Raw genomic sequence first — 23,388 nt, forward strand, 5'->3', positions numbered from 1 at the left:
TGCGACCCACGGGGGCAAGCCCCCTCGCCACAAAAGCTCGCTCCTACAGGGTTCTATGTGTTGATGCAGCCTGACGGGCGAAAAGCCGTTATCATAAGCGCCTCTTTGCCTGCCTTGCCATGGACACCATGACCGAGAACGACTATCTGATCGCTTGGGGCCTCTACGCCTTCGCCGCTTTGGGCTGCCTGTTGGTGTGGATGCGCTTGACCCGCTGGATGTGGCGTTGGCTGCGTGAGCCGCTGCGGCTGCTGATGGTCGTGCTGCTGTTCAGCCCGACCATCATCGACCCGGTCAAGGATAAAGTCGCACCGGCCGTCGCCATTACCGCGCTCGACCTGCTGTTCAAGGTCGGCAACAACGCCTGGCGGGCGATTTCCGATCTGTTCATGTACGGCATGATCGCATTCGGCCTCTATCTGGTGCTGGTGGCGATCCGTTTCCCCATCGAACGCGCCGCCAACGCCCGCAAGGAGCGTGAGGCTGCCACCAAAGCCGCCGTCCGCGCCGAAGAGCCTGAGGATGATCAACCGTTTGGCGGTGCCGGCGATGATCGTTACGGTCGTCCGCCCGTGCCGAGCAATCCTCAGCGGATGAGAGTCGAACCCCGTCTGTAATCTTGCCCCTGCGATAGAGCGAGCGTCCGAACATGTGTGAGTTATTGGGCATGAGCGCCAATGTCCCGACCGATATCGTGTTCAGCTTTACCGGGCTGATGCAGCGCGGCGGCCGCACCGGCCCGCATCGCGATGGCTGGGGCATTGCCTTCTATGAAGGCCGTGGGCTGCGGCTGTTCCAGGACCCGGCGGCCAGCTGTGAGTCGGAAGTCGCCAACCTGGTGCAGCGCTATCCGATCAAGAGTGAAGTGGTGATCGGGCACATCCGCCAGGCCAACGTCGGCAAGGTCTGCCTGTCCAACACCCATCCGTTCGTCCGCGAGCTGTGGGGGCGCAACTGGTGTTTCGCCCATAACGGCCAGTTGGCGGATTTTCAGCCAACGGCCAGTTTCTACCGCCCCGTGGGCGATACCGACAGCGAAGCGGCATTCTGCGATTTGCTCAACCGTGTGCGTGCGGCCTTCCCCGAGCCGGTCGAGGTCGAAGCGCTGTTGCCGGACCTGGTGGCCGCTTGCGCCGAGTACCGCAGCAAAGGCGTGTTCAACTGCCTGCTCAGCGACGGTGACTGGCTGTTCTGCTATTGCTCGACCAAGCTGGCGCAGATCACCCGTCGTGCCCCCTTTGGCCCGGCGCGCCTGAAAGATGTCGACGTGATCGTCGACTTTCAGGCCGAAACCACACCCAACGATGTGGTCACCGTCATCGCCACCGAACCTTTGACCGAAAACGAAACCTGGACCCGCTACGAACCGGGTCAATGGAGCCTGTGGCGACGCGGCGAATGCGTCAGCCAGGGCACGACCGAATAAGGACTCCTTGCATGTTGCTCAGTTATCTACGGCTGGTGTTGTTTGCGGCGGGCTTGTTGATCGGTGTCCAGGTGCCGGGGTTCATCAACGATTACGCCAAGCGGGTCGAAGCCCATCTGATCGAGGCGCAAGCCGGGTTGAGCGGCTTCCAGAACACCGCCAACCAGTTCTTCAAGGGCGACATGCAGGCGCTGGTCGCGCATTACCGCGCCAGCGAGGACCCGATCTTTCGCAGCGATGCCGACAGCCTGAGCAACCTGCTGACCCGTCAACTGGTGTTGGATAAACAGTTCCAGGCGATGCAGGGGCCGTGGTACATCCGCTTCCTGCAAGTGGTGCTGGCCGCCGATCCGGACATCCGCAAGGAAACCTGGAACGGCTACAGCTACCAGATCCTGTTGACGCCCGAAGCGATGGTCTGGGGCATGAGCGGTGCTTTGCTGCTGTCGTTCGGGATCGAGTGCCTGTTCCGGCTGATCGACTGGGTGGTGCTGGGCGGCAAACGCCTGCGCCAGAGCCGGCCGATCGAAGAGCGGGATTTGCGCGGGTTGTAACAGCGTGCGGTTCCTGTGGCGAGGGGGCTTGCCCCCGCTCGGCTGCGCAGCAGTCGTAGAATTGGTAGCCGCGGTTTACCTGAATGATTTGGTTGATGGGTATTGGGGCTGCTTCGCAACCCAACGGGGGCAAGCCCCCTCGCCACAGGATGCCATCAACTGGAGAGGGTGATGTAGCGCTCTCCCACTTTCCGCGCATACCCCTCCAGCACCTGCTGACACAACGCCACAATCTCCTCGACCCACTCGACACCCACCCGCCACGACACCACCACCTGCAAGTCGGGTGGTCGCTGATCGATGTCCAGCAGGGTCAACTCCCCCCGTGCCAGCTCTTCGGCCACCAGCACCGGCGGCAACGCGCCAATGCCAAATCCGTCGCGCAGCAGCCGGGTAATCGCCGACACCGAGTTCACGCAGTTCAGTCGCGGCGCCATCACGCCATTGGCCTGCATCAGGGCCAGCACTTCCTGGTGCGGATGGGAGTTTTTCGAATAGGTGATGATCCGCTCGCCCGCCAAGTCAGCGATGCCCGAGTACTCGCGGTTGTAAATGGAGTTGCTGGCGACGATCCAGCCCATGGGGTGGCTGGCCAGTTCCAGGCTGCGCACGCTTTCCTGGCGCAGCAGGTCGGTTTGCAGGATCACGTCGAGAAAGCCTTTTTGCAGCTGATCGCAGAGGTTGAGCGAGGTATCGGCCACCAGTTCGATTTCCACCAGCGGGTAGTGATCGGTCATCTGCGCCACCAACGGGCTGAGCCAGGTATGGATCACCGTGTCCATCACGCCGATGCGCACCCGTCCGGCCTTGCTCGAACGGGTCTCGATCGATTGTTTGAGTGCCTGCATGGTGTCCAGCATCTGCTCGGCGTAATCGAGCACTTTGAGGCCTTCGGGCGTCAGGCTCACGCCGCGCGAATCACGCAGAAACAGCTTCACCCCAAGCTCGCCTTCAAGCACCGCAATTCGACTGGAGATCGAAGCCTGAGTGGTGAAGAGCTTGTCGGCGGTCAGGCGGAAACTCTTGAGTCGGGCGACCCAGACAAAGGTCTCGAGAAACTTCAGGTTCATGGGATAAAGATTTCTTATGTCTAAGGCGGGTTTTTATTAGTTGGACGCAGTGGGGGCGCGCGTCCAAAAATCGACGCATCCGGTTCCCACGATAGGCGTCGTCGGGGCTCAGAACAATACCAATAAAATCAGCGCGGAGATTTGCCATGAGTGCGCCCGACACCCCCGTCATCGCGAAAGCCACGGCTCGCCCGGGACCTTTCGACTGGTATCGCAACATCAATCAGCAGGAACGCCGCACCTTCTGGAGCTGCAAGATCGGCTATGGCCTGGACGGCATGGACACCCAGATGCTCAGCTTCGTGGTGCCGACCCTGATTGCCATGTGGGGCATCACCACCGGCCAGGCCGGGCTGATTCACACCAGCACCCTGATCGCCTCGGCCATCGGTGGCTGGGTCGCAGGGATTCTCTCCGACCGCATCGGTCGTGTACGCACCCTGCAACTGACCGTGTTGTGGTTTGCCTTCTTCACCTTCCTCTGCGGCTTTGCCCAGAGCTACGAGCAACTGCTGATTGCACGAACCCTGATGGGCTTCGGTTTCGGCGGCGAGTGGACGGCCGGCGCCGTGCTGATCGGCGAAGTGATCCGCGCCAAGGACCGCGGCAAGGCTGTGGGCATGGTGCAATCCGGCTGGGCGCTGGGTTGGGGGTTGACGGCGATTCTGTATGCGCTGCTGTTCTCGGTATTGCCACCGGAAGACGCCTGGCGCGCGCTGTTCATCCTTGGCATCGTGCCGGCGATTTTTGTGATTTTTGTCCGCCGTCTGGTCAAGGACCCGGAAATCTATCGTCAAGCCAAGGCCCGGCAGGAGCCGAGCAACCCGTCGAAGTTCTACGAGATCTTCGCCCCCGGCATTCTGTTCACCACGATTCGCGCTTCGTTGCTGACCACCGGGGCATTGGGCGGCTACTACGCCATCACGTCCTGGCTACCGACTTTCCTGAAAAACGAACGCGGTTTGAGCGTACTCAACACCAGCGGTTATCTGGCGATGGTGATCGTCGGTTCCTACGTGGGTTATGTCATCAGCGCCTATTTGACCGACATCCTCGGCCGCAAGAAGAACTTCATTCTGTTCGCCGTCGGCTCGTTCACCATTGTCCTGCTGTACACGCAAATGCCGGTCAGCAACGGCGTGATGCTGTGGCTGGGCTTTCCCCTGGGCTTCTTCGCCTCGGGGATTTTCAGTGGCATGGGCGCATTCCTGACCGAATTGTTCCCCACGCGCATTCGCGGTTCGGGCCAGGGTTTTTGCTACAACATCGGGCGTGCGCTGGCGGCGTTGTTCCCGCTGCTGATCGGCCTGCTCAGCCAGACCGTACCGCTGAGCGTGGGCATCGGTGCCTTCGCGGCGGTTTCCTACGGTGTGGTGATTCTCGCGGCCCTGAGCCTGCCGGAAACCCGTGGCAAGCAACTCGACGCCCAGTAACTGATAACCTGCGGGACTGTCCTACAGATATGTCCCGCAGCTGAAAAGAATAAAGCCTACAGGAGTGTTCAGTGTGAGCCGCCTGCTATTGAACTGCGACATCGGCGAGAGTTTCGGCAGCTGGACCATGGGTCTGGACGCCGAAATCATGCCCTTCATCGATTGCGCCAACATCGCCTGTGGTTTTCACGCCGGCGATCCGAGCATCATGCGCAAGACCGTCAGCCTGGCCCTCAGCCACGGTGTGCAAATCGGCGCGCATCCGGCCTATCAGGATCTGGTGGGCTTCGGCCGCCGCTCCATGGCCTATGCCACCCAGGAACTGCAAGACATCCTGCATTACCAGATCGGCGCCCTCGACGGCATCTGCCGGGCCCAGGGCGGCCGGGTCAGCTACGTCAAACCCCATGGTGCGATGTACAACGACATGATGGCCAACCCGGCGCAGCTGCGCGCCGTTTTGCAAGCGGTGGCGTCCTACGACCGCACGCTGCCATTGATGCTGATGGCGACCCGCGACAACAGCGCTGCCCAACAAATGGGCGATGAATACGGCGTGACGCTATGGTTCGAGGCCTTCGCCGATCGTGCCTACGACAGTGCCGGCAGGCTGGTCTCGCGACAACTGCCGGGCGCGGTGCATCACGACCCGGAAACAATCATCGAGCAGGCGCTGACCATTGCCCGTGGCGATCAGCTCACCGCCAGTGACGGCAGCGCCCTGCATTTGCAGGCCAACACCCTCTGCGTGCACGGCGACAACGCCAGTTCGGTCGCTGCCGTACAACGCATCCGTGAAGCCTTGAACCGGCAGAGTGCGTCATGAAGCTGCGGGTGGAAGTGGTGGCGCTGGATTGCCTGATGGTGCGCCTGTTCGATGAAATTGCCGAAAACAACATGCCATGGATGCTCGCGGCCAGTGAAAGTCTGCGCATGGCATTTGCCGGGCACCTGATCGATCTGGTGCCGTCCTACACCACATTGATGGTGCATTACGACATGACTGCATTGAGCCCGAGCCAGGCACGGGAACTGATCGCCCAGGCGCTGATCGATCTGTCGCCCAATGCGCGCACTCGAGGTACCTGTCATGTGTTGCCGGTGTGGTACGACTTGAGCGTCGGACCGGAATTGACGCTGTTGTCGCAGCGCAGCGGATTGGCGGTGGAGGAGGTGATCCGCCGCCACAGTGAGCGTGAATATCAGGTGTTCGCCCTGGGTTTTGCACCGGGCTTCGCCTTCATGGGGCTGGTGGAGGAAGCGCTCGCTGCGCCGCGTCTGAACACGCCACGCAAGAAAGTCGCGGCCGGCAGTGTCGGCATCGCCGAGCGGCAAACGGCGGCTTACCCGGTGGTGTCGCCGGGCGGCTGGAACCTGATCGGCCGCACGCCGGCCAGATTGTTCGACCGCAACCGTGACGGCTACAGCCTGATGCAACCCGGTGACACCGTACGGTTCGAAGCGGTCGGCCATGCCGAGTTCATTAACCTGGGGGGGGACGATACGCCTCTGGAGGCCCAGGCATGAGCCATCTGATGATTGAAACGAGTACGCCGCTGTGCCTGTTGCAGGATGCCGGTCGATTCGGCGTGCGGCATCTGGGCGTGACCCAGGGGGGAGCGGCGGATTGGCGTTCGATGTCCTGGGCCAACTGGCTATTGGGCAACGGACTGGATGCACCGGTGATCGAAATCACCCTCGGCGGGTTCACCGTGGTGGCTGAAGACGAATGCGTGCTGGCCTTGGCCGGAGCGGATCTTGGTGCGCGGGTGGACGGCGAGGCTTTGACCCCGTGGCGCAGTTTCAGACTGCACAAAGGCCAGCGTTTGCAATTCACTCAGCCGTTGCTCGGAGCCCGGGCGTATCTGGCGGCGCCGGGTGGGTTTGATGCACCGAAAGTGCTGGGCAGTAGCGCGACGGTGGTCCGGGAGGAACTCGGCGGGCTGGACGGCATGGGCCGAGCGCTGGATAAAGGGGCGAGCTTGAGCTATTCGGGCAACCCGGTGATGTTGCTGCGCGAATTGAGCGCAGACCAACGACCGGACCTGAGCCTTGATGCGCCGTTGGACCTGGTCCTCGGAGCACAGATCGGCGAGTTCAGCGGGCAGAGCCTGTTCGATGCGTTCAACAGCGTATGGCACCTCGACAGCCGTGCCGACCGGATGGGTATTCGCCTGCTGGGTACGGCGCTGCAGTACCAGGGCAAGCCGATGATTTCCGAAGGCATTCCGTTGGGTGCCGTGCAGGTGCCGCCCGACGGGCAGCCGATTGTGTTGCTCAATGATCGGCAGACCATTGGTGGATATCCGCGTCTGGGGGCGTTGACGCCGTTGGCGCTGGCGCGGCTGGCGCAGTGCCTGCCGGGGAGGGCGGTTCGACTCAAGCCGGTTGTGCAAGAGGTTGCGCATCGGGAACAGATCGAGTATCTGCAACGCTTTAAAGTTTGAAGATCAAAAGATCGCAGCCTGCGGCAGCTCCTACAGGGATCGGTGTAGGAGCTGCCGAAGGCTGCGATCTTTTAGCTTTATCTGGACAGAAAGCGCATCCCTTCTTCCAGCCCGCGAAGGGTCAGCGGGAGGTTCGACTCAAGCCCGTTGTGCAAGAAGTCGCGCATCGGGAACAGATCGAGTATCTGCAGCGCTTTAGAGTTTGAAGATCAAAAGATCGCAGCCTGCGGCAGCTCCTACGGGGATCGGTGTAGGAGCTGCCGAAGGCTGCGATCTTTTAGCTTTATCTGGACAGAAAGCGCATCCCTTCTTCCAGCCCGCGAAGGGTCAGCGGGCGGTTCGACTCAAGCCCGTTGTGCAGGAAGTCGCGCATCGGGAACAGATCGAATATTTGCAATGCTTTAAAGTTTGAATATCAAAAGATCGCAGCCTGCGGCAGCTCCTACGGGGATCGGTGTAGTAGCTGCCGCAGGCTGCGATCTTTTAGCTTTATCTGGACAGAAAGCGCATCCCTTCTTCCAGCCCGCGAAGGGTCAGCGGGCGGTTCGACTCAAGCCGGTTGTGCAAGAGGTCGCGCATCGGGAACAGATCGAGTATCTGCAGCGCTTTAGAGTTTGAAGATCAAAAGATCGCAGCCTGCGGCAGCTCCTACAGGGATCGGTGTAGGAGCTGCCGCAGGCTGCGATCTTTTAGCTTTATTTGGACAGAAACCGCATCCCTTCTTCCAACCCACGAAGGGTCAGCGGATACATCTGGTCCTCGATCAGGTCCCGCACGATGTTGGTCGAGGAGGTGTAACTCCAGGTGTCCTTCGGATACGGGTTGATCCAGATGAGCTTCTTGTACTTTTCCTTGAACCGCTGCATCCACACGTAACCGGCTTCTTCGTTCCAGTGCTCGACACTGCCGCCCGGCTGGGTGATTTCATAGGGCGCCATGGCGGCGTCGCCGATGAAGATCACTTTGTAGTCGGCGCCGTACTTGTGCAGCAGGTCCATGGTCGAGGTGCGTTCGGAGGTGCGGCGCATGTTGTTCTTCCACACCGATTCATAAATGAAGTTGTGGAAGTAGAAGTACTCCAGGTGCTTGAACTCGGTCTTGCAGGCCGAGAACAATTCCTCGCAAATCTTCACATGGGCGTCCATCGAGCCGCCGATGTCGAACAGCAGCAACAGCTTGACGGTGTTGCGCCGCTCCGGCCGCATCTGGATGTTCAGCAGGCCGGCATCCTTGGCGGTGTGGTCGATGGTGCCATCGATGTCCAGCTCTTCCGCCGCGCCCTGACGGGCGAACTTGCGCAGGCGGCGCAGGGCGACCTTGATGTTGCGCGTGCCCAATTCCACCGAATCGTCGAGGTTCTTGTATTCGCGCTGGTCCCAGACCTTGGCCGCCTTGCCCTGGCGCTTGCCGGCATCGCCGACCCGAATGCCTTCCGGGTTGAAACCGCCGGAACCGAACGGGCTGGTGCCGCCGGTACCGATCCATTTATTTCCGCCGGCGTGACGTTCCTTCTGTTCCTCGAGGCGTTTCTTGAACTCTTCGATCAGTTTGTCCAGGCCGCCGAGGGACTGGATCGCCGCCCGTTCTTCGTCGGTCAGCGAGCGTTCGAATTCTTTGCGCAGCCAGTCTTCGGGGATCAGCGCCTGTAGGTGGTCGTCGAGCTTTTCCAGGCCATTGAAGTAGGCGCCGAACGCCCGGTCGAACTTGTCGAAATGCTTTTCGTCCTTCACCAGGATCGCCCGGGACAGGTAATAGAACTCGTCCATGTCGGCGAAGGTCACGCGCTGTTTCAGCGCGTTGATCAGGTCCAGCAGCTCGCGTACCGAAACCGGCACCTTGGCTGCGCGCATTTCATTGAACAGGTTGAGCAGCATGGCATCAGCCTCTTAGCGGGTGCCGCGACGGCTCATGAACGCCAGACGCTCAAGCAATTGCACGTCCTGTTCGTTCTTCACCAGGGCGCCTGCCAGTGGCGGGATGGCCTTGGTCGGATCGCGTTCGCGCAGTACCGCTTCGCCGATGTTGTCGGCCATCAGCAGCTTTAGCCAGTCCACCAGTTCGGAGGTCGAAGGCTTCTTCTTCAGGCCCGGCACCTTGCGCACGTCGAAGAACACGTCCAGCGCTTCGCTGACCAGGTCTTTCTTGATGTCCGGGTAGTGCACGTCAACGATCTTTTGCAGGGTGGTGCGGTCGGGGAACGCGATGTAGTGGAAGAAGCAGCGGCGCAGGAAGGCGTCCGGCAGTTCCTTTTCGTTGTTGGAGGTAATGATGATGATCGGACGCTTTTTCGCCTTGATGGTCTCGTCGATCTCGTAAACGTAGAACTCCATCTTGTCGAGCTCTTGCAGCAGATCGTTGGGGAACTCGATGTCGGCCTTGTCGATTTCGTCGATCAGCAGGATGACCCGCTCGTCGGACTCGAAGGCTTCCCAGAGCTTGCCCTTTTTCAAGTAGTTACGAACGTCGTGGACTTTTTCGTTGCCCAGTTGCGAGTCGCGCAGGCGGCTGACCGCGTCGTACTCGTACAGGCCCTGGTGAGCCTTGGTGGTGGACTTGATGTGCCAGGTGATCAGCTTGGCGCCAAAGGATTCGGCCAGTTGCTCGGCGAGCATGGTCTTGCCGGTGCCCGGTTCGCCCTTGACCAGCAATGGCCGCTCCAGGGTGATGGCGGCGTTGACCGCCAGCTTCAGGTCATCGGTGGCGACGTAGGCCTGGGTGCCTTCGAACTTCATCTGCTAATCCTCGAACGGTAACGCCGACCTGAGCGAGGCAGGGCGGGGGGCGCAATAAAAGGGTCAGCCCCGACTATAACGCGCCGCCCGGTCGACTGTGAACGCAGACGGCTTATTCAGTCTCTGAATGGAGCGTCACATCTTGACTCAGTCTCGGCTGCTGGCCAGTATTGAGGTATCGCTATTTTGGCGATAGCTTGCCGGGCATGTCTACAAAATACCGATTTCGAGACACATACCGCATTCAATTGCGCGAAAAGGATCATCCACCCCCCATGTTCATCTGACGGGTGGCGGGCTGGACGTCATGTTGAGCCTGGAAACTGTCGAAGTGATGGTGGGCAAGGCGCCGCCGCTGATTCTCAGGGAAGCTCTGGAGTGGGTCAGAGCCCACCGGACTCAATTGCTGGAGGACTGGAAACGATGCTACCCATGAAACGACCACGGCTATCGGCAGTGCAAGCATTGCCGGATTACCGATTGGTGCTGACGTTTATCGATGGCCAGCAACTGCTGCTTGATTTGAGCCGCGACCTGCAGGCCTATCCGGGCCTGCAACCATTGCAGGGAGAGGCTTTTGATCATGCAGCGTTGGGTGACGATGGCTGGAGTGTCGAATGGCCTGAGCTGGATATCCAGATCGGTGCAGACACTCTCTACCTGGATGCCCTGGCGCAGAATGCAGCCGACGAAAACACCCGAATCTTTATCGATTGGCGTGCTCGCACCGGGTTATCGCTCAATCAGGCGGCTCAAGCGCTGGGGGTCAGTAGCCGCAGTATCACCCGATACAGCAGTGGTCGCGAAGCGGTGCCGAGATCCTTGGCCCTGGCTTGCCTGGGCTGGGATTTCCTGCAACAGCAATCGAATTCGCCCCGCGCGGCAGAAGACACTGGTCGGTACGTGGTCACGCGCAAAAATTAGCCGGCATCCGGCTTGGGCCGTTCATACCGCGCATTGAAAGCCTGGATGAAACCATTGCGTAAAATCTGCAAAAAAGCCTGGAATGCGCTGACATCTTGCTGATGCACATTGCCCTTGAGCTCGACCCGTGTCGCAAACTGGTTTTTGCCCTGGTTTTTCAGGACCGTCTCGGTTCCACCGACGAGGGCTTCCCATATCGAGCGGAACAGCCCTTTGTCCTTGTTTTCCACGTCCTGCTGCCAGTTGAACACGTCAACATCGCGCATCAGCGGCTTGATATAGCCGGTCAGTCGCCCCTTGTTGGCCTGGGCTTCGATCACCACGTCGCCATGGCCGGCATTGAAGTCGAACTTGCCGTAGGCCGCGGCGAAGTCGTTCAGGCGCTTGAGTTCGATATCCGTGGTACGCAAGCGAAACTCGAAGTCTTCAAAGTCGCTCAAGGGATCGAAAGTGGCCGTGGTTTCCAGTGGCGCGTGCCCCAGCAGCAAGGCTTTGCCTTCAAAGCGTGCGTCGCGTTTGCCTTTGGTGTCGACCACGTTGGTCAGGTTGAAAATACGGGCATCCACCTTTGTGGCGTTCATGTTCACCGGTGGTTTGGAGTTGAAGTTGCGAAAACTGATCTTGCCATCGATGATCCGCACTTCGTTCAGGGTAATGGGCAGCAGCTTGCCTAATTGGGCACGCCAGTCGGTGCCCTGGCCGGTCTGGGAATTTCGCTTGTTGGCCCCGCCGTCGACGAAGTTGACCTCGGGCGTGATGAACTGCACTTTGGCCACCACCGCGTGGTCGTGCCACAGTGAGTGCCAACTCACCGAGAGGTCGATCAATGGCGCGTTGACGAAAGGCACCGGAACCTTGCCATCGACCTTGACGATTTTCAGTCCGTTGATCTTGTAGGCCCCGCGCCACAAGGCCAGGTCCACGTCGGTGATCTGGCCCCGGTAGTCGCCCATGTCCGCCAGCCTCTCATTCAGGTAGTCGCGCACCAGATAGGGCAAGGCGATGTGCAACGTTATCAGCAGTGCAACGAGGCCGATGAGGGTCCACAGGGGCCAGCTGTATCGACGTTTCATGGCGGCAAATCTCTGGCGATCTAAAGCCATTGACTGCACTGACAGGCGGACGTTCGACCCGACTGGACGCCTGCGGGCAAGAGGGCTTACCTTGATGCCCTATTTCAATGCTGTCGTTAAGGACCCAGCCATGAGCCGCATTTTCGCTGACAACGCCCACTCCATCGGCAATACGCCGCTGGTGCAGATCAATCGCATTGCGCCGCGTGGTGTGACCATTCTGGCCAAGATCGAAGGGCGCAACCCCGGTTACTCGGTCAAGTGCCGGATTGGCGCGAACATGATCTGGGATGCCGAGAGCAGCGGCAAACTCAAGCCGGGCATGACCATCGTCGAACCCACCTCCGGCAATACCGGTATCGGCCTGGCGTTCGTGGCCGCCGCCCGTGGCTACAAACTGATGCTGACCATGCCGGCGTCCATGAGCATCGAACGTCGCAAGGTACTCAAGGCACTGGGTGCCGAGCTGGTGTTGACCGAACCGGCCAAAGGCATGAAGGGCGCTATCGAAAAAGCCGGTGAAATTGTTGCCGGCGACCCGTCGAACTTCTTCATGCCGGCGCAATTCGACAACCCGGCCAACCCGGCCATTCACGAAAAAACCACCGGCCCGGAAATCTGGAACGATACCGATGGCGCGGTCGACGTGCTGGTGGCAGGCGTCGGAACCGGTGGAACCATCACCGGGGTTTCACGGTATATCAAGAATACCCAGGGCAAACCGATTCTCTCGGTGGCGGTGGAGCCGGTGGTGTCGCCGGTGATTACCCAGGCCCTGGCCGGTGAAGAAATCAAACCGAGCCCGCACAAGATCCAGGGCATTGGTGCCGGTTTTGTGCCGAAGAACCTCGATTTGTCGATCGTCGACCGGGTAGAACTGGTCAGTGACGAAGAGTCCAAGGCCATGGCCCTGCGCTTGATGCAGGAAGAAGGAATCTTGTGCGGGATCTCCTGCGGCGCTGCCATGGCCGTGGCCGTAAGATTGGCGGAGACCCCGGAAATGCAGGGCAAGACCATCGTCGTGATCCTGCCGGATTCTGGTGAACGATATCTGTCGAGCATGTTGTTCAGTGATCTGTTTACCGAACAGGAGAATCAGCAGTAAGCGCCAAACAATGGCGGATCGTGGCTGGCGGCGGTTGATAAGGGATTCACATCAGCCGCCGTTCAGGTGCCACATGTTAAGAAATGCTTTGTTGCACATTCGTTAACATTGAATGTTGAAAAGTGCAGGTTTTTTACCGGATCGGCAGTGTTTATCATGCCGCAAGCCTCGTCGGGCAATGGACCTGGTGCAAAGTCGTTTATCTTCAAAGGAGTTGTTGATGACCTTTTCGTTTGCCGCGAAAGCCTCGTTGTTGTTGCTGTTTCTCGGCAGCACCCTGTATGTGCACTTACGCGGTAAGGCGCGTCTGCCGGTTTTGCGCCAATTCGTTAACCATTCGGCACTGTTCGCACCCTATAACGCCTTGATGTACCTGTTTTCCGGTGTGCCTTCCAAACCCTATCTGGATCGCAGCAAGTTTCCCGAACTGGATGTGCTCAAGGACAACTGGGAAGTGATCCGCGACGAAGCGATGCACTTGTTCGACGAGGGGTACATTCGTGCGGCGGAAAAGAACAACGACGCCGGTTTTGGCTCGTTCTTCAAGAAGGGCTGGAAGCGTTTCTATCTCAAGTGGTATGACAAACCGCTGCCTTCTGCCGAAGTCCTGTGCCCGAGAACCGTGGAATTGGTCAGCAGCATTCCCAACGTCAAGGGCGCGATGTTTGCGCTGCTGCCGGGCGGCAGCCACCTCAACCCGCATCGCGACCCGTTTGGCGGCTCCCTGCGTTATCACCTGGGGCTGTCCACCCCCAATTCCGATGATTGCCGCATCTTTGTCGACGGTCAGGTTTACGCCTGGCGCGATGGTGAGGACGTGATGTTCGACGAGACCTACGTGCACTGGGTCAAGAATGAAACGCAAAAGACCCGGGTCATCCTGTTCTGCGATATCGAACGTCCGCTGAGCAATCGCTTCATGACCCGCATCAATCGCGGTATCAGCGCCTGGCTGGGGCGCGCCACCGCGCCTCAGAACCTGGATGACGAACGTGTGGGCGGGATCAACAGGGCCTACGCCTGGAGCAAGAACTCCAGCGATAAAATCAGTGGTGTGGTCAAGCAATGGAAGCGGCGCAATCCCAAGGCTTACCGTGTCCTGCGCCCGGTGCTGGCGGTAGCGGTGCTGACGTTGTTGGGGTATTGGTTGTTTGGTTGAAGCCGGATACGGAATTAAAAAGACCGCTCGTTGTGAGCGGTTTTTTATTGCCGAGAAATACCGGCTACCCCCTTCAGCCGCACTGTATCGACGGTCGTTAATGGCCTTTTGACCAACTCGTTGCAATCCATGTCGAACGCTGGTTATAGTCGGCACACGGTGAGTTTCGGACTCACTTTTTATCTCTCGAGCAAAGATCAGCCCAATGCCTGCATTCCTCCTCAACGCGGTAGTCGATTCAGCGGTCAACGCTGGCGTCGTGCCGTGCGGGAATCAGCAGCCCGGGCAGATCAGTCATTACCCCCCACCTGTCAGTAGCACGCCGGTGTGCGCAGTCGTATCACCGCCAGGCGTCGGCATTTCGGGCTGATCAGCTGTCTTCTGCTGTTCCCCCGCCCGCCTGAAAAAACTACTGGATTTCAGCTTTTGCTGAGTTGGCTTTTTGCCTGACTACAGGTGGTATTCATGTTTGTCCTTTCGAAAAAATCCGCGCTCGCGGCGGCGTCCACGAGCCTGTTCGTGCTGCTGTGGAGCAGCGGGGCGATCTTCTCCAAATGGGGGCTGGCCCACGCGTCACCCTTCGCTTTCCTGATGTTTCGTTTCGTCATCGCGCTATGCGGGCTGGTGTTGCTGGTGCCGTTGTTCAAGCTGAAGTTGCCCAAGGGCGGCAAGCCGATGCTGTATGCGATGGCCACCGGCGTGGTGTTGTTGGGGGGCTATCAGATTTTCTATCTGCTGGCCCTCGACCTTAAAGTCACCCCCGGGGTGATGGCGACCATCATGGGCGTGCAGCCGATCCTTACGGTGGTGATCATGGAGCGTCAACGATCAGCCAGCCGGATGTTCGGTCTGGCGCTTGGGCTGGCCGGTCTGATCATGGTGGTTTACCAGGGCATCGGCCTGGCCGGGATGTCGCTGGCCGGAATGCTTTTCGGTCTGCTGGCGCTGGTGAGCATGACGTTCGGTTCGATCATGCAGAAACGCATCACTGAAAATCCTCTCGGCACGCTACCGGTGCAGTACCTCGCCGGGCTGCTGTTGTGCGGGATTTTCGTCCCTTTCCAGCCGTTTCACTTCGAACACAGCAGCGGTTTCATCCTGCCGGTGCTTTGGATGGGGCTGGTGGTGTCGGTGCTGGCGACACTGTTGCTGTACCGCTTGATCGCCCGGGGCAACCTGGTGAACGTCACCAGTCTGTTTTACCTGGTGCCGGCAGTGACGGCGGTGATGGACTATCTGGTCTTCGGCAATCGCCTGGCGCTGTTGAGCCTGTTCGGCATGCTGTTGATCATCGTCGGGCTGGTGTTTGTGTTCCGTAAATCGGCTTAAAACCGCAAAGGTCCGGAGCAATGCTCCGGGCCTTTTTCATTTGGCCAGCGCATGCTCGGCCCGCACCGAATTCATGAACGCCTGCATCGCCGACGATTGAATGCGATGACGCCGGGTGATCAACCCGTACGGTGGCAGCCGCGCCTCGAACTTGATCGGCAACACCGCCAGCAGATCCCGACCGGGGTAATCCTCGACCACCGACACCGGCGTGACGCCGAGCATGTCAGTCTGCTGAATCAACGACAGCAAGGTCATGATCGATGTGGTTTCGACGATGCTGCTCGGGATGTCGACCCGCGCGTTGTGGAACACCTGATTGATGATCGCGCGCATCGGGCTGGGCTGCTGTTGCAGCACCCAGGTCATGTTCTGCAATTCGGCCCAGCTCAACTGCGTGGCTTTGGCCAGTGGATTCTGAGCGCCGGAAATCACGCACAGCGCTTCCTCGCCAAGGCTGTCGAACAGCAACTCCTCTGCCCGGGCACCGGCGGGAATCCGTCCTAATACGATATCCAGCTGATCTTGCAACAACGCCTGCACCAGCACGTCGCTGGTGTCGACCTGAATGCTCATCGACAAGCGTGGGTGGCTTTGTTTCAAGGTGGCGATGGTGCGCGTCAGCAGCCCCGAAGCCAGTGCCGGAATGGCCCCGACCGCGACCCGGCCAAGGTTGCCGGATTCGAGGGCGACCAGCTCTTCACGCATGCCGCTGAGTTCGGCGAACACCATGCGTGCGTAATAAATGACCGTTTCCCCGAACGGGGTAGAGCGCATGCCCCGGGGCAGGCGTTCGAACAGCTCGACACCCAGCAGGTCCTCGGCTTCATGCAGCATTTTGGTCGCGGCCGGTTGGGTCATGCCGATGTGGTCGGCGGCGCGACGCAACGAGCCGAATTCCTGCAACGCCAGCATCAGCCGCAGTTGGCGCAGGCGCAGTCGGCTGTGGATTACGTTGGCAGCAGGAATTCGGGTCATGGGCCGTGCTCGCAATAAAGTCCTGCGGCAAGCCTGACAACAAATGCCAGGCGTTGCCAGCTTTGGCGTGTCACAGCACCGATTTTGGTTTGGCGACCTGGGGTTTACGCAGGCCGATCAGGGTTTGCAGCGTTTTGGAAATCAGCGGCCAGAACAGCATCAGCAGCGCCGCCGTGGTCAGACTGCCCACCAACGGGTTGGACCAGAAAATCCCCAGGTGCCCGTCGGAGAACAGCATCGACTGACGGAACGCATCTTCTGCCTTGTCGCCCAGCACCGCCGCCAACACCAGCGGCGCAATCGGGTAGCCGAGTTTCTTGAACAGATAACCCAGCGCACCGAAGCCCAGCATCAGCACCACGTCGAAGAACGAGTTGTGCACCGAGTAGGCACCGATGGCGCAGACCATGATGATGATCGGTGCGATGATCGAGAACGGGATGCGCAGGATCGAAGCGAACAGCGGCACGGTGGCCAGCACCACGATCAGACTCACCACGTTGCCCAGGTACATGCTGGCGATCAGGCCCCAGACAAAATCGTGTTGCTCGACGAACAGCGTCGGCCCCGGATGCAAGCCCCAGATCATCAGGCCCCCGAGCATCACCGCCGCAGTCGCCGAACCGGGAATGCCCAGGGTCAGCATCGGCAGCAGGGCACTGGTGCCGGCCGCGTGGTCAGCGGTTTCCGGGGCGATCACCCCTTCGATTTCGCCCTTGCCGAAGTTGTCGCGGTTTTTCGAGAAACGCCGGGCCAGGCTGTAGCTCATGAACGACGCGGCAGTCGGTCCGCCAGGGGTGATGCCCATCCAGCAGCCGACCAGGGTGCTGCGCACAATCGTCCACCAGTAACGCGGCAATCTGGCCCAGGTGCGCAGGATCACCATGGGCGTGATCCGCGCATGCTCGCCGCGGAACACCAGTCCCTCTTCCACGGTGCAGAGGATTTCGCCGATGCCGAAAAGGCCGATCACCGCCACTTCAAAGCTGATGCCGGTCATCAGGATCGGCTGGTCGAAGGTCAGGCGCAGGTTGCCGGACACGGTGTCCATGCCGACGGCGGCCATGGCGAAACCGATCATCATCGCCACCACGGTTTTCAGCGGCGGGTTCTTGCTCATGCCGATGAAGGTGCAGAACGCCAACAGGTACACCGCGAAGAACTCCGGCGAACTGAAGGACATGGCGAACGCGGCAATTTTTGTCGAGAGGAACGTCAGCAACAACACGCCGGCCAACGCACCCAGCAACGCCGAACTGAACGCGGCGGTCAGGGCTTCGGCGGCGCGGCCTTCGCGGGCCATCGGATAACCGTCGAAGGTAGTCGCCACCGATGAGGGCTCACCGGGGATGTTGAACAGGATCGAGGTGATCGAGCCGCCGAACAGCGCGCCCCAGTACATGCACGACAGCAGGATGATCGCCGAGACCGGCGACATGGTGAACGTCAGCGGCAACAGCAACGCCACGCCGTTGGGGGCACCGAGACCGGGCAGTACGCCGACCAGAATGCCCAGCAGCACGCCGATCACCATCAGGCCGATATGGCCCGGCGTGAGGATCAGGTTCATGCCTTGCAGCAGGGAATCGAACTCGCTCATTTGAAATGTCTCCCGGCCAGGGCAATCCAGTCGCCCATTGGGCCGGCATCCAGCGGCACTTTGAACCACAGCGCGAAAATCAGGTAACTGGCCAGCACCGCGCCCAGGGACACGCTACCGATCATCCATTTGCCGTAAGGCTTGGCGCGGACCTTGTCACGCCACATGAACCAGGCAATGAAGCAGGCCGAAGCGACGTAGATGCCGGTGAACGGCATCGCACCGACGAATAGCGCGATGGGCACGAACACCGACAGCACTTGCATGAACGCACTGCGGCTGACGAATGAAATGCCCAGGGCTTGCCAGCGCACCAGGGTCAACACGCCGTTGGCCACACTGGCGGCGCTCAACATCAGGCCGATGTAGAAGGGAAAGTAACCCGGCTCGGGGCCCGCATCACCCCAGCCGATACCCTGTTCAACGCTGCCGAACATCACCACCGCGCCGATCAGCGTGGTGAAGAGTGCCAGGCCGAGCTCGACCCAGCGCGTACCGACCAGCGCTGGTGAATCCGAAGAATGGGACATGAAAGCACCTCCAGAGGTGACGGCCGTACGCAGGGCGGGCGGCCGTGAGCAACTCAGTTTTTCAGCCAGCCGGCCTCTTTGAACACCGGCGTGACGCGGGCGGTGTCTTTTTCGATGTAGGCGGTCAGCGGCTCGCCCTCGAGGAAGGTCGGCACCAGGGCGTTCTGCTTCACGTAAGCCTTGAACTCATCGGTCTGGGTGACTTTGCGCATCAACTCGACATAGAACGCACGCTGCTCGGCGGTGACGTCGCCGGGCATGAACACGGTGCGCGGGAAGCGGTACTGATCGATGCCCAGGCCTTGTTCGTGACAGGTCGGGACGTCGGCCCAGGATTTGTCGCCGGCGACTTTGTCGGTATAGCCCATGCGCTCCTTACTGAACACGCAGAGCGGCTCGACCTGATCGCCACGCCATTGGCTGATGCTCTCGCTTGGGTTGTTGACGTTGGCGGCGATGTGCTTGCCGGCCAGTTGCGTCGCGGCTTCGCTGCCGCTCTTGAACGGGATGTACACCAGTTTGCTGTTGTTGGTCTGGTTCAGCAGCAGGGTCAGGGTCTGGTCGACGTCCTTGGACTGGCTGCCGCCCATGCGCAGGTTCGACGGGTCGGCCTTGACCGCGTCGTAGAAACTTTTCGCGTCTTTCCACGGCGCGCCCTTGTAGCTCCAGAGAATGAAGTCATCCTCGGCCACCGCGGCAATCGGGGTCAGTTCCTGCCATTCGTAGCCGAGCTTGGACACCAGCGGCAACAGGTAGATGTTGTTGGTGCCGATCACCAGTTTGTCGGCATCGCCCTTGCTCATTTTCAGGTCGAGAAAGGCTTCGGCGCCGTTGCCACCGCCCTTGTTGAGGACGATGGTGTTCACGTCGAGCAGCTTGTGCGTGGTGATGATCGACTGGATCAGGCGACCGAGCTGGTCGGTACCGCCACCGGGACCACCGGCGACGACGATTTCGACGTTCTTGTCCGGTTGCCAGGCGGCGTTGGCGAGAGCGGGAAGGGTACCGGCGGCGATCAGTGCGCAACCAAGAAACAGACGGGATGTACGACGGACGAATGCATTTCGCATGATGGAAGAGCCTCGTATTCATGTTCTTGTAATTGTTATGAGCGGCTTGTTTGCGCGGTAAAGCCGCAAGCCTGGCCCGAGTGTGTGAAGGTGCGGGCACGGCGTCTAGTCAAAACAATACATACACCGATAGCCTGGGGTTATAGCTCGGCAAACTGCTGACTACTGTAGGAGCGAGCCTGCTCGCGATGGACTCAAGGGCACCGCGTTAATTCAGGAAGCATGTGTTTTCGTTCAAGACCATCGCGAGCAGGCTCGCTCCTACAGAAAAGAATGCGGGTCCACGTTGAAAGGTCGTTGAAAGCAGGGCATGACATAACCCGAGGCTATCGCCCGATTTCAAGTTTTGATTAGACGGTTATCAGCGAGCCTTCGATAGTGCTCACAAATGTCGCCAGGAAGCGGCGCTGCAGTCCCCACAAAAATAATAAAAGAGGTACGCACCATGGCTCGTTCCAGTGCATCCCTGAACCTGGCCGGCGCGGATATCCAGCCCCAGGCCGCGGCACCCGCGCAGAGCTGCGCCGTCAAGGCCAGCAGCGTGCGCTGGCGGATCTTCGCGATCATCTTCGCGCTGACCATGGTCAACCTGATCGACCGGGTGTCGCTGTCCATTGCGATGCCGACCATCGCCCATGAGTTTTCCCTGTCGCCGAGCCTGCAAGGGCTGATCCTCAGCAGCTTTTTCTGGGCCTACGCACTGTTGCAGATTCCCGGCGGCTGGCTGATCGACCGCTTCGGCCCGCATCGGGTCATCAGTTGGTCCACCGGGTTGTGGGGCACGTTTCAGGTGCTGGCGGCGTTCGCCACCGGCGGCTTGTCGTTGTTGTTTGCCCGGGTTGCACTGGGCGCCGCCGAAGCACCGCTGTTCCCGTCGGGCGGCAAGCTGATTTCCCTGTGGCTGGCCCCGAGCGAGCGCAGTCGCGGCGCGGTGTTGATGGACAGCGGCAGCCCGTTGGGCGTGGCCCTTGGCGGGTTGATCATTGCCTGGCTGATTGCCTCGCTGGACTCCTGGCGCCTGGCCTTCGTGATCGCCGGTATCGCCACCCTGGTGCTGGCCTGGCTGGCGCGGCGTTACCTGCGTGATGACCCGGCCGGTCACCCGCAAGTCAATGCGGCGGAGCTCGAGAAAATCAACGTCGGCCGCGCAACGCCCGCTGCCGAAGCGGCCCGGGCGCCGGTCAAGGGGTTGGGTATTGCGCCACGCTCGCTCAGCGGTTTGCTAATCGGCCGGGCGAGTTGGGCGATGGTGTATTTCGGTCTGCTGACCTGGGGCCCGAGTTACCTGGCCCAGGCCCGGGGTTTCGATATCAAGGGGATTGGTGCGGCGACCTTCGTGATTTTTGTCTGCGGTGCACTCGGTTCGTTGACCGGGGGTTTCCTCTGTGATGGCTTGATTCGCAAAGGCGTGAGTCGCGGGGTGGCGGTCAAGAGCCTGCTGGCGTTTTCCGGGCTGGTGGCCCTCGGCGCATTCCTGTTGCTGCCGACCTTGAGCCATCCTTTTGCGGCGGTGGCGCTGTTGGCCATGACCGCGTTCTTCCTGATGTGGGGCAGCCTCTACTGGAGCTTCCCGGCGCTGCTGGCGGCGCCGGCGCGAGTCGGTTTGATCGGCGGCGTGATGAACATGGCCGGCAGCAGCGGCGGCATCGCCGTGCCGATCCTGGTGGGCGTGATTCTGCAAGCGGCCGGTGGTTTCGCCCCGGTGCTCGGGTTCTTCGCGGCGTGCTCGGCAGTCTTCGTGCTCGCGACCTTGTTCATCAGCCTCGACGAGGTGCGTCATGACTAATGCGTTGTGGAACGGCCCGATCATCGACGCCCATCATCACTTCTGGGACCCGACCGTCAACGACCACCCATGGCTTGCCCCCGAGGCCAACATTCCGTTTCGCTACGGAGACTACAGCGCGATCAAGCGCCGCTATTTTCCCGAGGATTACTTCGCCGACGCAGGGTCGCATAACGTCGTGCAAACGGTGTACGTCGAGACCGAGTGGAACCCGCAGGACCCGATTGGCGAAACCCGTTTCATCGAGCAACTGGCCGCCCGCTACGGCGTACCCAATGCGGTCGTGGCGCAAGCCTGGCTCGATCATCCGGACGCTATCGATGTGCTCACCGAGCAGGCGCGTTTCAAGCATGTGCGCAGCGTGCGCCACAAACCCGGTGGCCCGATCGCGCCGACGCAGGTGGGGCACATGCGCAGCCTGATGAGTGACGAACACTGGCGCCGCAGTTACGCCGCGCTTGAAGGGCTGGGGCTGCATTTCGACTTGCAGACACCCTGGTGGAACCTGCACGAGGCCGAACGCCTGGCCCGGGATTTTCCCGGCATCACGCTGATTCTCAACCACACCGGTTTGCCCAATGACCGCAGTGCCGAAGGCCTGGCGGGCTGGCGTCTGGCGATGGCGCGGCTGGCGCAGTGGCCGAACGTGCAGGTGAAGATTTCCGGCCTGGGGCAGGGCGGCCAGCGCTGGCGCGCCAAGGACAACGCCTGGATCGTGCGCGAGGTGATCGCCATGTTCGGCAGCCACCGGGCGATGTTCGCCAGCAACTTCCCCGTGGACAGCCTGTGCGGTTCGTTCGACGACATCTACAGCGGTTTCAAATCCATCGTCGCCGATCTGCCGACAGCCGATCAGGAACGACTTTTCTACAGCAACGCGCAGCGGGTCTATCGCTGCGAGCCTTGCGCCAATGAGCGGGCGCAGCCTGAACCCTTGAGGAGTGAAGCATGAGCAAATCCACCATCGCGATGGTCCTCGGCGACCCGGCGGGCATCGGCCCTGAGCTGATCGCGCGCCTGCTGGGCGAGCCTGAAGTGCGTGCCCAGGCCAATGTGATCCTGATCGCCGACGAAGCGGAAATGCGTCGCGGCATGCGCATTGCCGGGATGGAATTTCCCTATCGTCGCGTCGAGTCCCTGGAGCAGTTGGCATTCGTCGATGACACGCCGCTGTTCTATGACTTTCGCGGCGACACTATCGGTGAGTTTCCGCGTAGCGAGGCCAGCGTCATCGGTGGCCGCTACAGCCTCGACACCCTGGAAAAAGCCCTGCGCCTGACCGAAGCGGGCATCACTGACGCCGTGTTGTTCGGGCCATTGAACAAGACTTCACTGCACATGGCCGGCATGGCCCACAGCGATGAGCTGCACTGGTTCGCCGAGCTGCTGGATTTCCATGGACCGTTCTGCGAATTCAACGTGCTCGACAATCTCTGGACTTCGCGGGTGACCTCCCATGTGGCCCTGGCCGATGTGCCGGGCCTGCTCAGCCAGCAACGGGTGGTCGAAGCGATTCAATTGATCGACACCGCGCTCAAGCGCAACGGGCTGGAAAAGCCGCGCATCGGCGTTTGCGGGCTGAATCCGCATAACGGTGATAACGGTTCGTTCGGTCGCGAGGAGCTGGACATCATCGGCCCGGCGGTGCGTTCGGCGCAGGCACTGGGGATCGCGGCGGACGGGCCTTATCCGGCCGACACGATCTTCCTCAAGGTCCAGGGCGATGCCAGTGCCTTCGACGCGGTGGTGACCATGTACCACGACCAGGGGCAGATCGCGATCAAGCTGATGGGCTTCTCCCGTGGCGTCACGGTGCAGGGCGGACTGCCGATCCCGATCACCACCCCGGCCCATGGCACCGCGTTCGACATCGCGGGGCAGGGCAAGGCCAACGTCGGCGCGATCCGCCAGGCGTTCGAGATCGCGTGCCGGATGGGTGGCAACAGCTACTGATTGCTGAAAGATCAAAAGATCGCAGCCTTCGGCAGCTCCTACAGGGGATCGCATTCCTCTGTAGGAGCTGCCGAAGGCTGCGATCTTTTTTGCGTCACCCGATAACCCGAAACGCCCAATAACCGGATTCCGCTATCACCCCAGGTTATCGCCGGATACGCATAAGTGATTATCCGCAGCCCTTGGCCGCTGGCTAAAGTCGCTCCATCGAATGCGCAA

At 60.5% G+C, this 23,388-nt stretch carries 22 protein-coding genes and 1 pseudogene; 15 read left to right on the top strand and 8 right to left on the bottom strand.

Annotated elements, in window-relative coordinates; translation table 11 throughout:
• Window positions 1-119 precede the first annotated feature (119 nt).
• The 3 genes from C9422_RS08030 to C9422_RS08040 are packed head-to-tail and all read left to right on the top strand — an operon-like array spanning window position 120 to window position 1,980.
• Window positions 120-617 carry an MFS transporter gene (locus C9422_RS08030; RefSeq protein WP_104450503.1) on the top strand — a complete coding sequence of 166 codons (498 nt, stop codon included), beginning with the start codon at window positions 120-122 and terminating at the stop codon, window positions 615-617.
• A 32-nt stretch (window positions 618-649) separates the two neighbouring features.
• Window positions 650-1,426, top strand: a complete 777-nt coding sequence (locus C9422_RS08035) for a class II glutamine amidotransferase (protein WP_007972420.1) — start codon at window positions 650-652, stop codon at window positions 1,424-1,426.
• 11 nt (window positions 1,427-1,437) lie between these two features.
• Complete coding sequence (locus C9422_RS08040) at window positions 1,438-1,980, top strand: DUF2937 family protein (protein WP_116580267.1); 543 nt, start codon at window positions 1,438-1,440, stop codon at window positions 1,978-1,980.
• Between the two features lie 155 nt (window positions 1,981-2,135).
• Here C9422_RS08040 and C9422_RS08050 read toward each other — a convergent pair whose 3' ends face one another.
• Window positions 2,136-3,050, bottom strand: a complete 915-nt coding sequence (locus C9422_RS08050; RefSeq protein ID WP_116580268.1) for a LysR family transcriptional regulator — start codon at window positions 3,048-3,050, stop codon at window positions 2,136-2,138.
• Window positions 3,051-3,196: 146 nt separating this feature from the next.
• On the opposite strand from C9422_RS08050, the gene C9422_RS08055 reads away from it, so the two are divergent.
• From C9422_RS08055 to C9422_RS08070, 4 genes are all read left to right on the top strand, one after another.
• Window positions 3,197-4,483: an MFS transporter gene (locus C9422_RS08055; RefSeq protein WP_116580269.1), complete on the top strand. Its 1,287-nt coding sequence runs from the start codon at window positions 3,197-3,199 to the stop codon at window positions 4,481-4,483.
• Window positions 4,484-4,556: 73 nt separating this feature from the next.
• A complete protein-coding gene (locus C9422_RS08060; RefSeq protein WP_102698968.1) occupies window positions 4,557-5,309 on the top strand; it encodes a 5-oxoprolinase subunit PxpA in 753 nt (250 codons plus the stop codon).
• Entirely contained in the window at window positions 5,306-6,010 is a 705-nt protein-coding gene (gene pxpB / locus C9422_RS08065) for a 5-oxoprolinase subunit PxpB (RefSeq protein ID WP_116580270.1), read from the top strand. The genes C9422_RS08060 and pxpB overlap by 4 nt, the downstream gene beginning before the upstream one ends.
• Window positions 6,007-6,930 carry a biotin-dependent carboxyltransferase family protein gene (locus C9422_RS08070; protein WP_116580271.1) on the top strand — a complete coding sequence of 308 codons (924 nt, stop codon included), beginning with the start codon at window positions 6,007-6,009 and terminating at the stop codon, window positions 6,928-6,930. Before pxpB ends, C9422_RS08070 begins: the two co-directional genes overlap by 4 nt.
• Window positions 6,931-7,625: 695 nt before the next feature.
• Here C9422_RS08070 and C9422_RS08075 read toward each other — a convergent pair.
• Window positions 7,626-8,804 (bottom strand): VWA domain-containing protein, encoded by a 1,179-nt coding sequence (locus tag C9422_RS08075; protein ID WP_116580272.1) that lies wholly within the window; start codon window positions 8,802-8,804, stop codon window positions 7,626-7,628.
• 12 nt (window positions 8,805-8,816) lie between these two features.
• A complete protein-coding gene (locus C9422_RS08080; protein ID WP_007972431.1) occupies window positions 8,817-9,662 on the bottom strand; it encodes a MoxR family ATPase in 846 nt (281 codons plus the stop codon).
• A gap of 206 nt (window positions 9,663-9,868) precedes the next feature.
• Here C9422_RS08080 and C9422_RS08085 point away from each other — a divergent pair.
• Both C9422_RS08085 and C9422_RS08090 read left to right on the top strand, forming a co-directional pair.
• A pseudogene (locus tag C9422_RS08085) lies at window positions 9,869-10,098 on the top strand (DUF4160 domain-containing protein).
• Window positions 10,086-10,586, top strand: a complete 501-nt coding sequence (locus C9422_RS08090) for a DUF2442 domain-containing protein (RefSeq protein ID WP_116580273.1) — start codon at window positions 10,086-10,088, stop codon at window positions 10,584-10,586. Before C9422_RS08085 ends, C9422_RS08090 begins: the two are co-directional and overlap by 13 nt.
• On the opposite strand, the gene C9422_RS08095 is transcribed toward C9422_RS08090, so the two are convergent.
• Window positions 10,583-11,659: a DUF748 domain-containing protein gene (locus tag C9422_RS08095; protein ID WP_116580274.1), complete on the bottom strand. Its 1,077-nt coding sequence runs from the start codon at window positions 11,657-11,659 to the stop codon at window positions 10,583-10,585. The genes C9422_RS08090 and C9422_RS08095 overlap by 4 nt on opposite strands.
• A gap of 130 nt (window positions 11,660-11,789) precedes the next feature.
• Between C9422_RS08095 and cysK the strand changes: the two genes are divergently transcribed.
• The 3 genes from cysK (at window position 11,790) to C9422_RS08110 (ending at window position 15,252) form a co-directional block, all read left to right on the top strand.
• Window positions 11,790-12,764: a cysteine synthase A gene (gene cysK / locus C9422_RS08100; RefSeq protein WP_116580275.1), complete on the top strand. Its 975-nt coding sequence runs from the start codon at window positions 11,790-11,792 to the stop codon at window positions 12,762-12,764.
• Between the two features lie 220 nt (window positions 12,765-12,984).
• The gene (locus C9422_RS08105; RefSeq protein WP_116580276.1) at window positions 12,985-13,923 is read left to right on the top strand and encodes an aspartyl/asparaginyl beta-hydroxylase domain-containing protein; all 939 of its coding nucleotides are present in this window, start codon (window positions 12,985-12,987) and stop codon (window positions 13,921-13,923) included.
• Window positions 13,924-14,388: 465 nt separating this feature from the next.
• Window positions 14,389-15,252: a DMT family transporter gene (locus tag C9422_RS08110; RefSeq protein WP_116580277.1), complete on the top strand. Its 864-nt coding sequence runs from the start codon at window positions 14,389-14,391 to the stop codon at window positions 15,250-15,252.
• Window positions 15,253-15,288: 36 nt separating this feature from the next.
• Here the strand turns inward: C9422_RS08110 and C9422_RS08115 are convergent, their stop codons facing one another.
• The 4 genes from C9422_RS08115 to C9422_RS08130 form a co-directional block, all read right to left on the bottom strand.
• Window positions 15,289-16,230: a LysR family transcriptional regulator gene (locus C9422_RS08115; protein WP_102698961.1), complete on the bottom strand. Its 942-nt coding sequence runs from the start codon at window positions 16,228-16,230 to the stop codon at window positions 15,289-15,291.
• A 70-nt stretch (window positions 16,231-16,300) separates the two neighbouring features.
• A complete protein-coding gene (locus C9422_RS08120; protein WP_116580278.1) occupies window positions 16,301-17,830 on the bottom strand; it encodes a tripartite tricarboxylate transporter permease in 1,530 nt (509 codons plus the stop codon).
• Window positions 17,827-18,360, bottom strand: coding sequence for a tripartite tricarboxylate transporter TctB family protein (locus C9422_RS08125; RefSeq protein ID WP_116580279.1), 534 nt, complete (start codon window positions 18,358-18,360; stop codon window positions 17,827-17,829). The genes C9422_RS08120 and C9422_RS08125 overlap by 4 nt, the downstream gene beginning before the upstream one ends.
• A gap of 53 nt (window positions 18,361-18,413) precedes the next feature.
• On the bottom strand, window positions 18,414-19,430 hold the full coding sequence (locus C9422_RS08130; RefSeq protein ID WP_116580280.1) for a tripartite tricarboxylate transporter substrate binding protein: 1,017 nt from the start codon (window positions 19,428-19,430) through the stop codon (window positions 18,414-18,416).
• A gap of 445 nt (window positions 19,431-19,875) precedes the next feature.
• Here C9422_RS08130 and C9422_RS08135 point away from each other — a divergent pair, with 445 nt between their 5' ends.
• From C9422_RS08135 to C9422_RS08145, 3 genes are read left to right on the top strand one after another with little or no spacing between them, the layout of a single operon-like run.
• Window positions 19,876-21,216 carry an MFS transporter gene (locus C9422_RS08135; protein WP_116580281.1) on the top strand — a complete coding sequence of 447 codons (1,341 nt, stop codon included), beginning with the start codon at window positions 19,876-19,878 and terminating at the stop codon, window positions 21,214-21,216.
• Window positions 21,209-22,168: an amidohydrolase gene (locus C9422_RS08140; protein WP_116580282.1), complete on the top strand. Its 960-nt coding sequence runs from the start codon at window positions 21,209-21,211 to the stop codon at window positions 22,166-22,168. The genes C9422_RS08135 and C9422_RS08140 overlap by 8 nt, the downstream gene beginning before the upstream one ends.
• A complete protein-coding gene (locus C9422_RS08145) occupies window positions 22,165-23,169 on the top strand; it encodes a 4-hydroxythreonine-4-phosphate dehydrogenase PdxA (protein ID WP_116580283.1) in 1,005 nt (334 codons plus the stop codon). Before C9422_RS08140 ends, C9422_RS08145 begins: the two co-directional genes overlap by 4 nt.
• Window positions 23,170-23,388: the final 219 nt, after the last annotated feature.

The organism is Pseudomonas sp. B1(2018), from assembly GCF_003097365.1.
GTDB lineage: Bacteria > Pseudomonadota > Gammaproteobacteria > Pseudomonadales > Pseudomonadaceae > Aquipseudomonas > Aquipseudomonas laurylsulfatiphila.

Bases quoted from the DNA above. Each gene is read 5' to 3' on its own strand.
- C9422_RS08105 (WP_116580276.1), top strand. From the start codon at position 12,985: ATGACCTTTTCGTTTGCCGCGAAAGCCTCGTTGTTGTTGCTGTTTCTC.
- C9422_RS08050 (WP_116580268.1), bottom strand. From the start codon at position 3,050: ATGAACCTGAAGTTTCTCGAGACCTTTGTCTGGGTCGCCCGACTCAAG.
- C9422_RS08145 (WP_116580283.1), top strand. From the start codon at position 22,165: ATGAGCAAATCCACCATCGCGATGGTCCTCGGCGACCCGGCGGGCATC.
- C9422_RS08030 (WP_104450503.1), top strand. From the start codon at position 120: ATGGACACCATGACCGAGAACGACTATCTGATCGCTTGGGGCCTCTAC.
- C9422_RS08120 (WP_116580278.1), bottom strand. From the start codon at position 17,830: ATGAGCGAGTTCGATTCCCTGCTGCAAGGCATGAACCTGATCCTCACG.
- cysK (WP_116580275.1), top strand. From the start codon at position 11,790: ATGAGCCGCATTTTCGCTGACAACGCCCACTCCATCGGCAATACGCCG.
- C9422_RS08115 (WP_102698961.1), bottom strand. From the start codon at position 16,230: ATGACCCGAATTCCTGCTGCCAACGTAATCCACAGCCGACTGCGCCTG.
- C9422_RS08125 (WP_116580279.1), bottom strand. From the start codon at position 18,360: ATGTCCCATTCTTCGGATTCACCAGCGCTGGTCGGTACGCGCTGGGTC.
- C9422_RS08040 (WP_116580267.1), top strand. From the start codon at position 1,438: ATGTTGCTCAGTTATCTACGGCTGGTGTTGTTTGCGGCGGGCTTGTTG.
- C9422_RS08090 (WP_116580273.1), top strand. From the start codon at position 10,086: ATGCTACCCATGAAACGACCACGGCTATCGGCAGTGCAAGCATTGCCG.
- C9422_RS08140 (WP_116580282.1), top strand. From the start codon at position 21,209: ATGACTAATGCGTTGTGGAACGGCCCGATCATCGACGCCCATCATCAC.
- pxpB (WP_116580270.1), top strand. From the start codon at position 5,306: ATGAAGCTGCGGGTGGAAGTGGTGGCGCTGGATTGCCTGATGGTGCGC.
- C9422_RS08055 (WP_116580269.1), top strand. From the start codon at position 3,197: ATGAGTGCGCCCGACACCCCCGTCATCGCGAAAGCCACGGCTCGCCCG.
- C9422_RS08080 (WP_007972431.1), bottom strand. From the start codon at position 9,662: ATGAAGTTCGAAGGCACCCAGGCCTACGTCGCCACCGATGACCTGAAG.
- C9422_RS08075 (WP_116580272.1), bottom strand. From the start codon at position 8,804: ATGCTGCTCAACCTGTTCAATGAAATGCGCGCAGCCAAGGTGCCGGTT.
- C9422_RS08110 (WP_116580277.1), top strand. From the start codon at position 14,389: ATGTTTGTCCTTTCGAAAAAATCCGCGCTCGCGGCGGCGTCCACGAGC.
- C9422_RS08135 (WP_116580281.1), top strand. From the start codon at position 19,876: ATGGCTCGTTCCAGTGCATCCCTGAACCTGGCCGGCGCGGATATCCAG.
- C9422_RS08130 (WP_116580280.1), bottom strand. From the start codon at position 19,430: ATGCGAAATGCATTCGTCCGTCGTACATCCCGTCTGTTTCTTGGTTGC.
- C9422_RS08035 (WP_007972420.1), top strand. From the start codon at position 650: ATGTGTGAGTTATTGGGCATGAGCGCCAATGTCCCGACCGATATCGTG.
- C9422_RS08070 (WP_116580271.1), top strand. From the start codon at position 6,007: ATGAGCCATCTGATGATTGAAACGAGTACGCCGCTGTGCCTGTTGCAG.
- C9422_RS08095 (WP_116580274.1), bottom strand. From the start codon at position 11,659: ATGAAACGTCGATACAGCTGGCCCCTGTGGACCCTCATCGGCCTCGTT.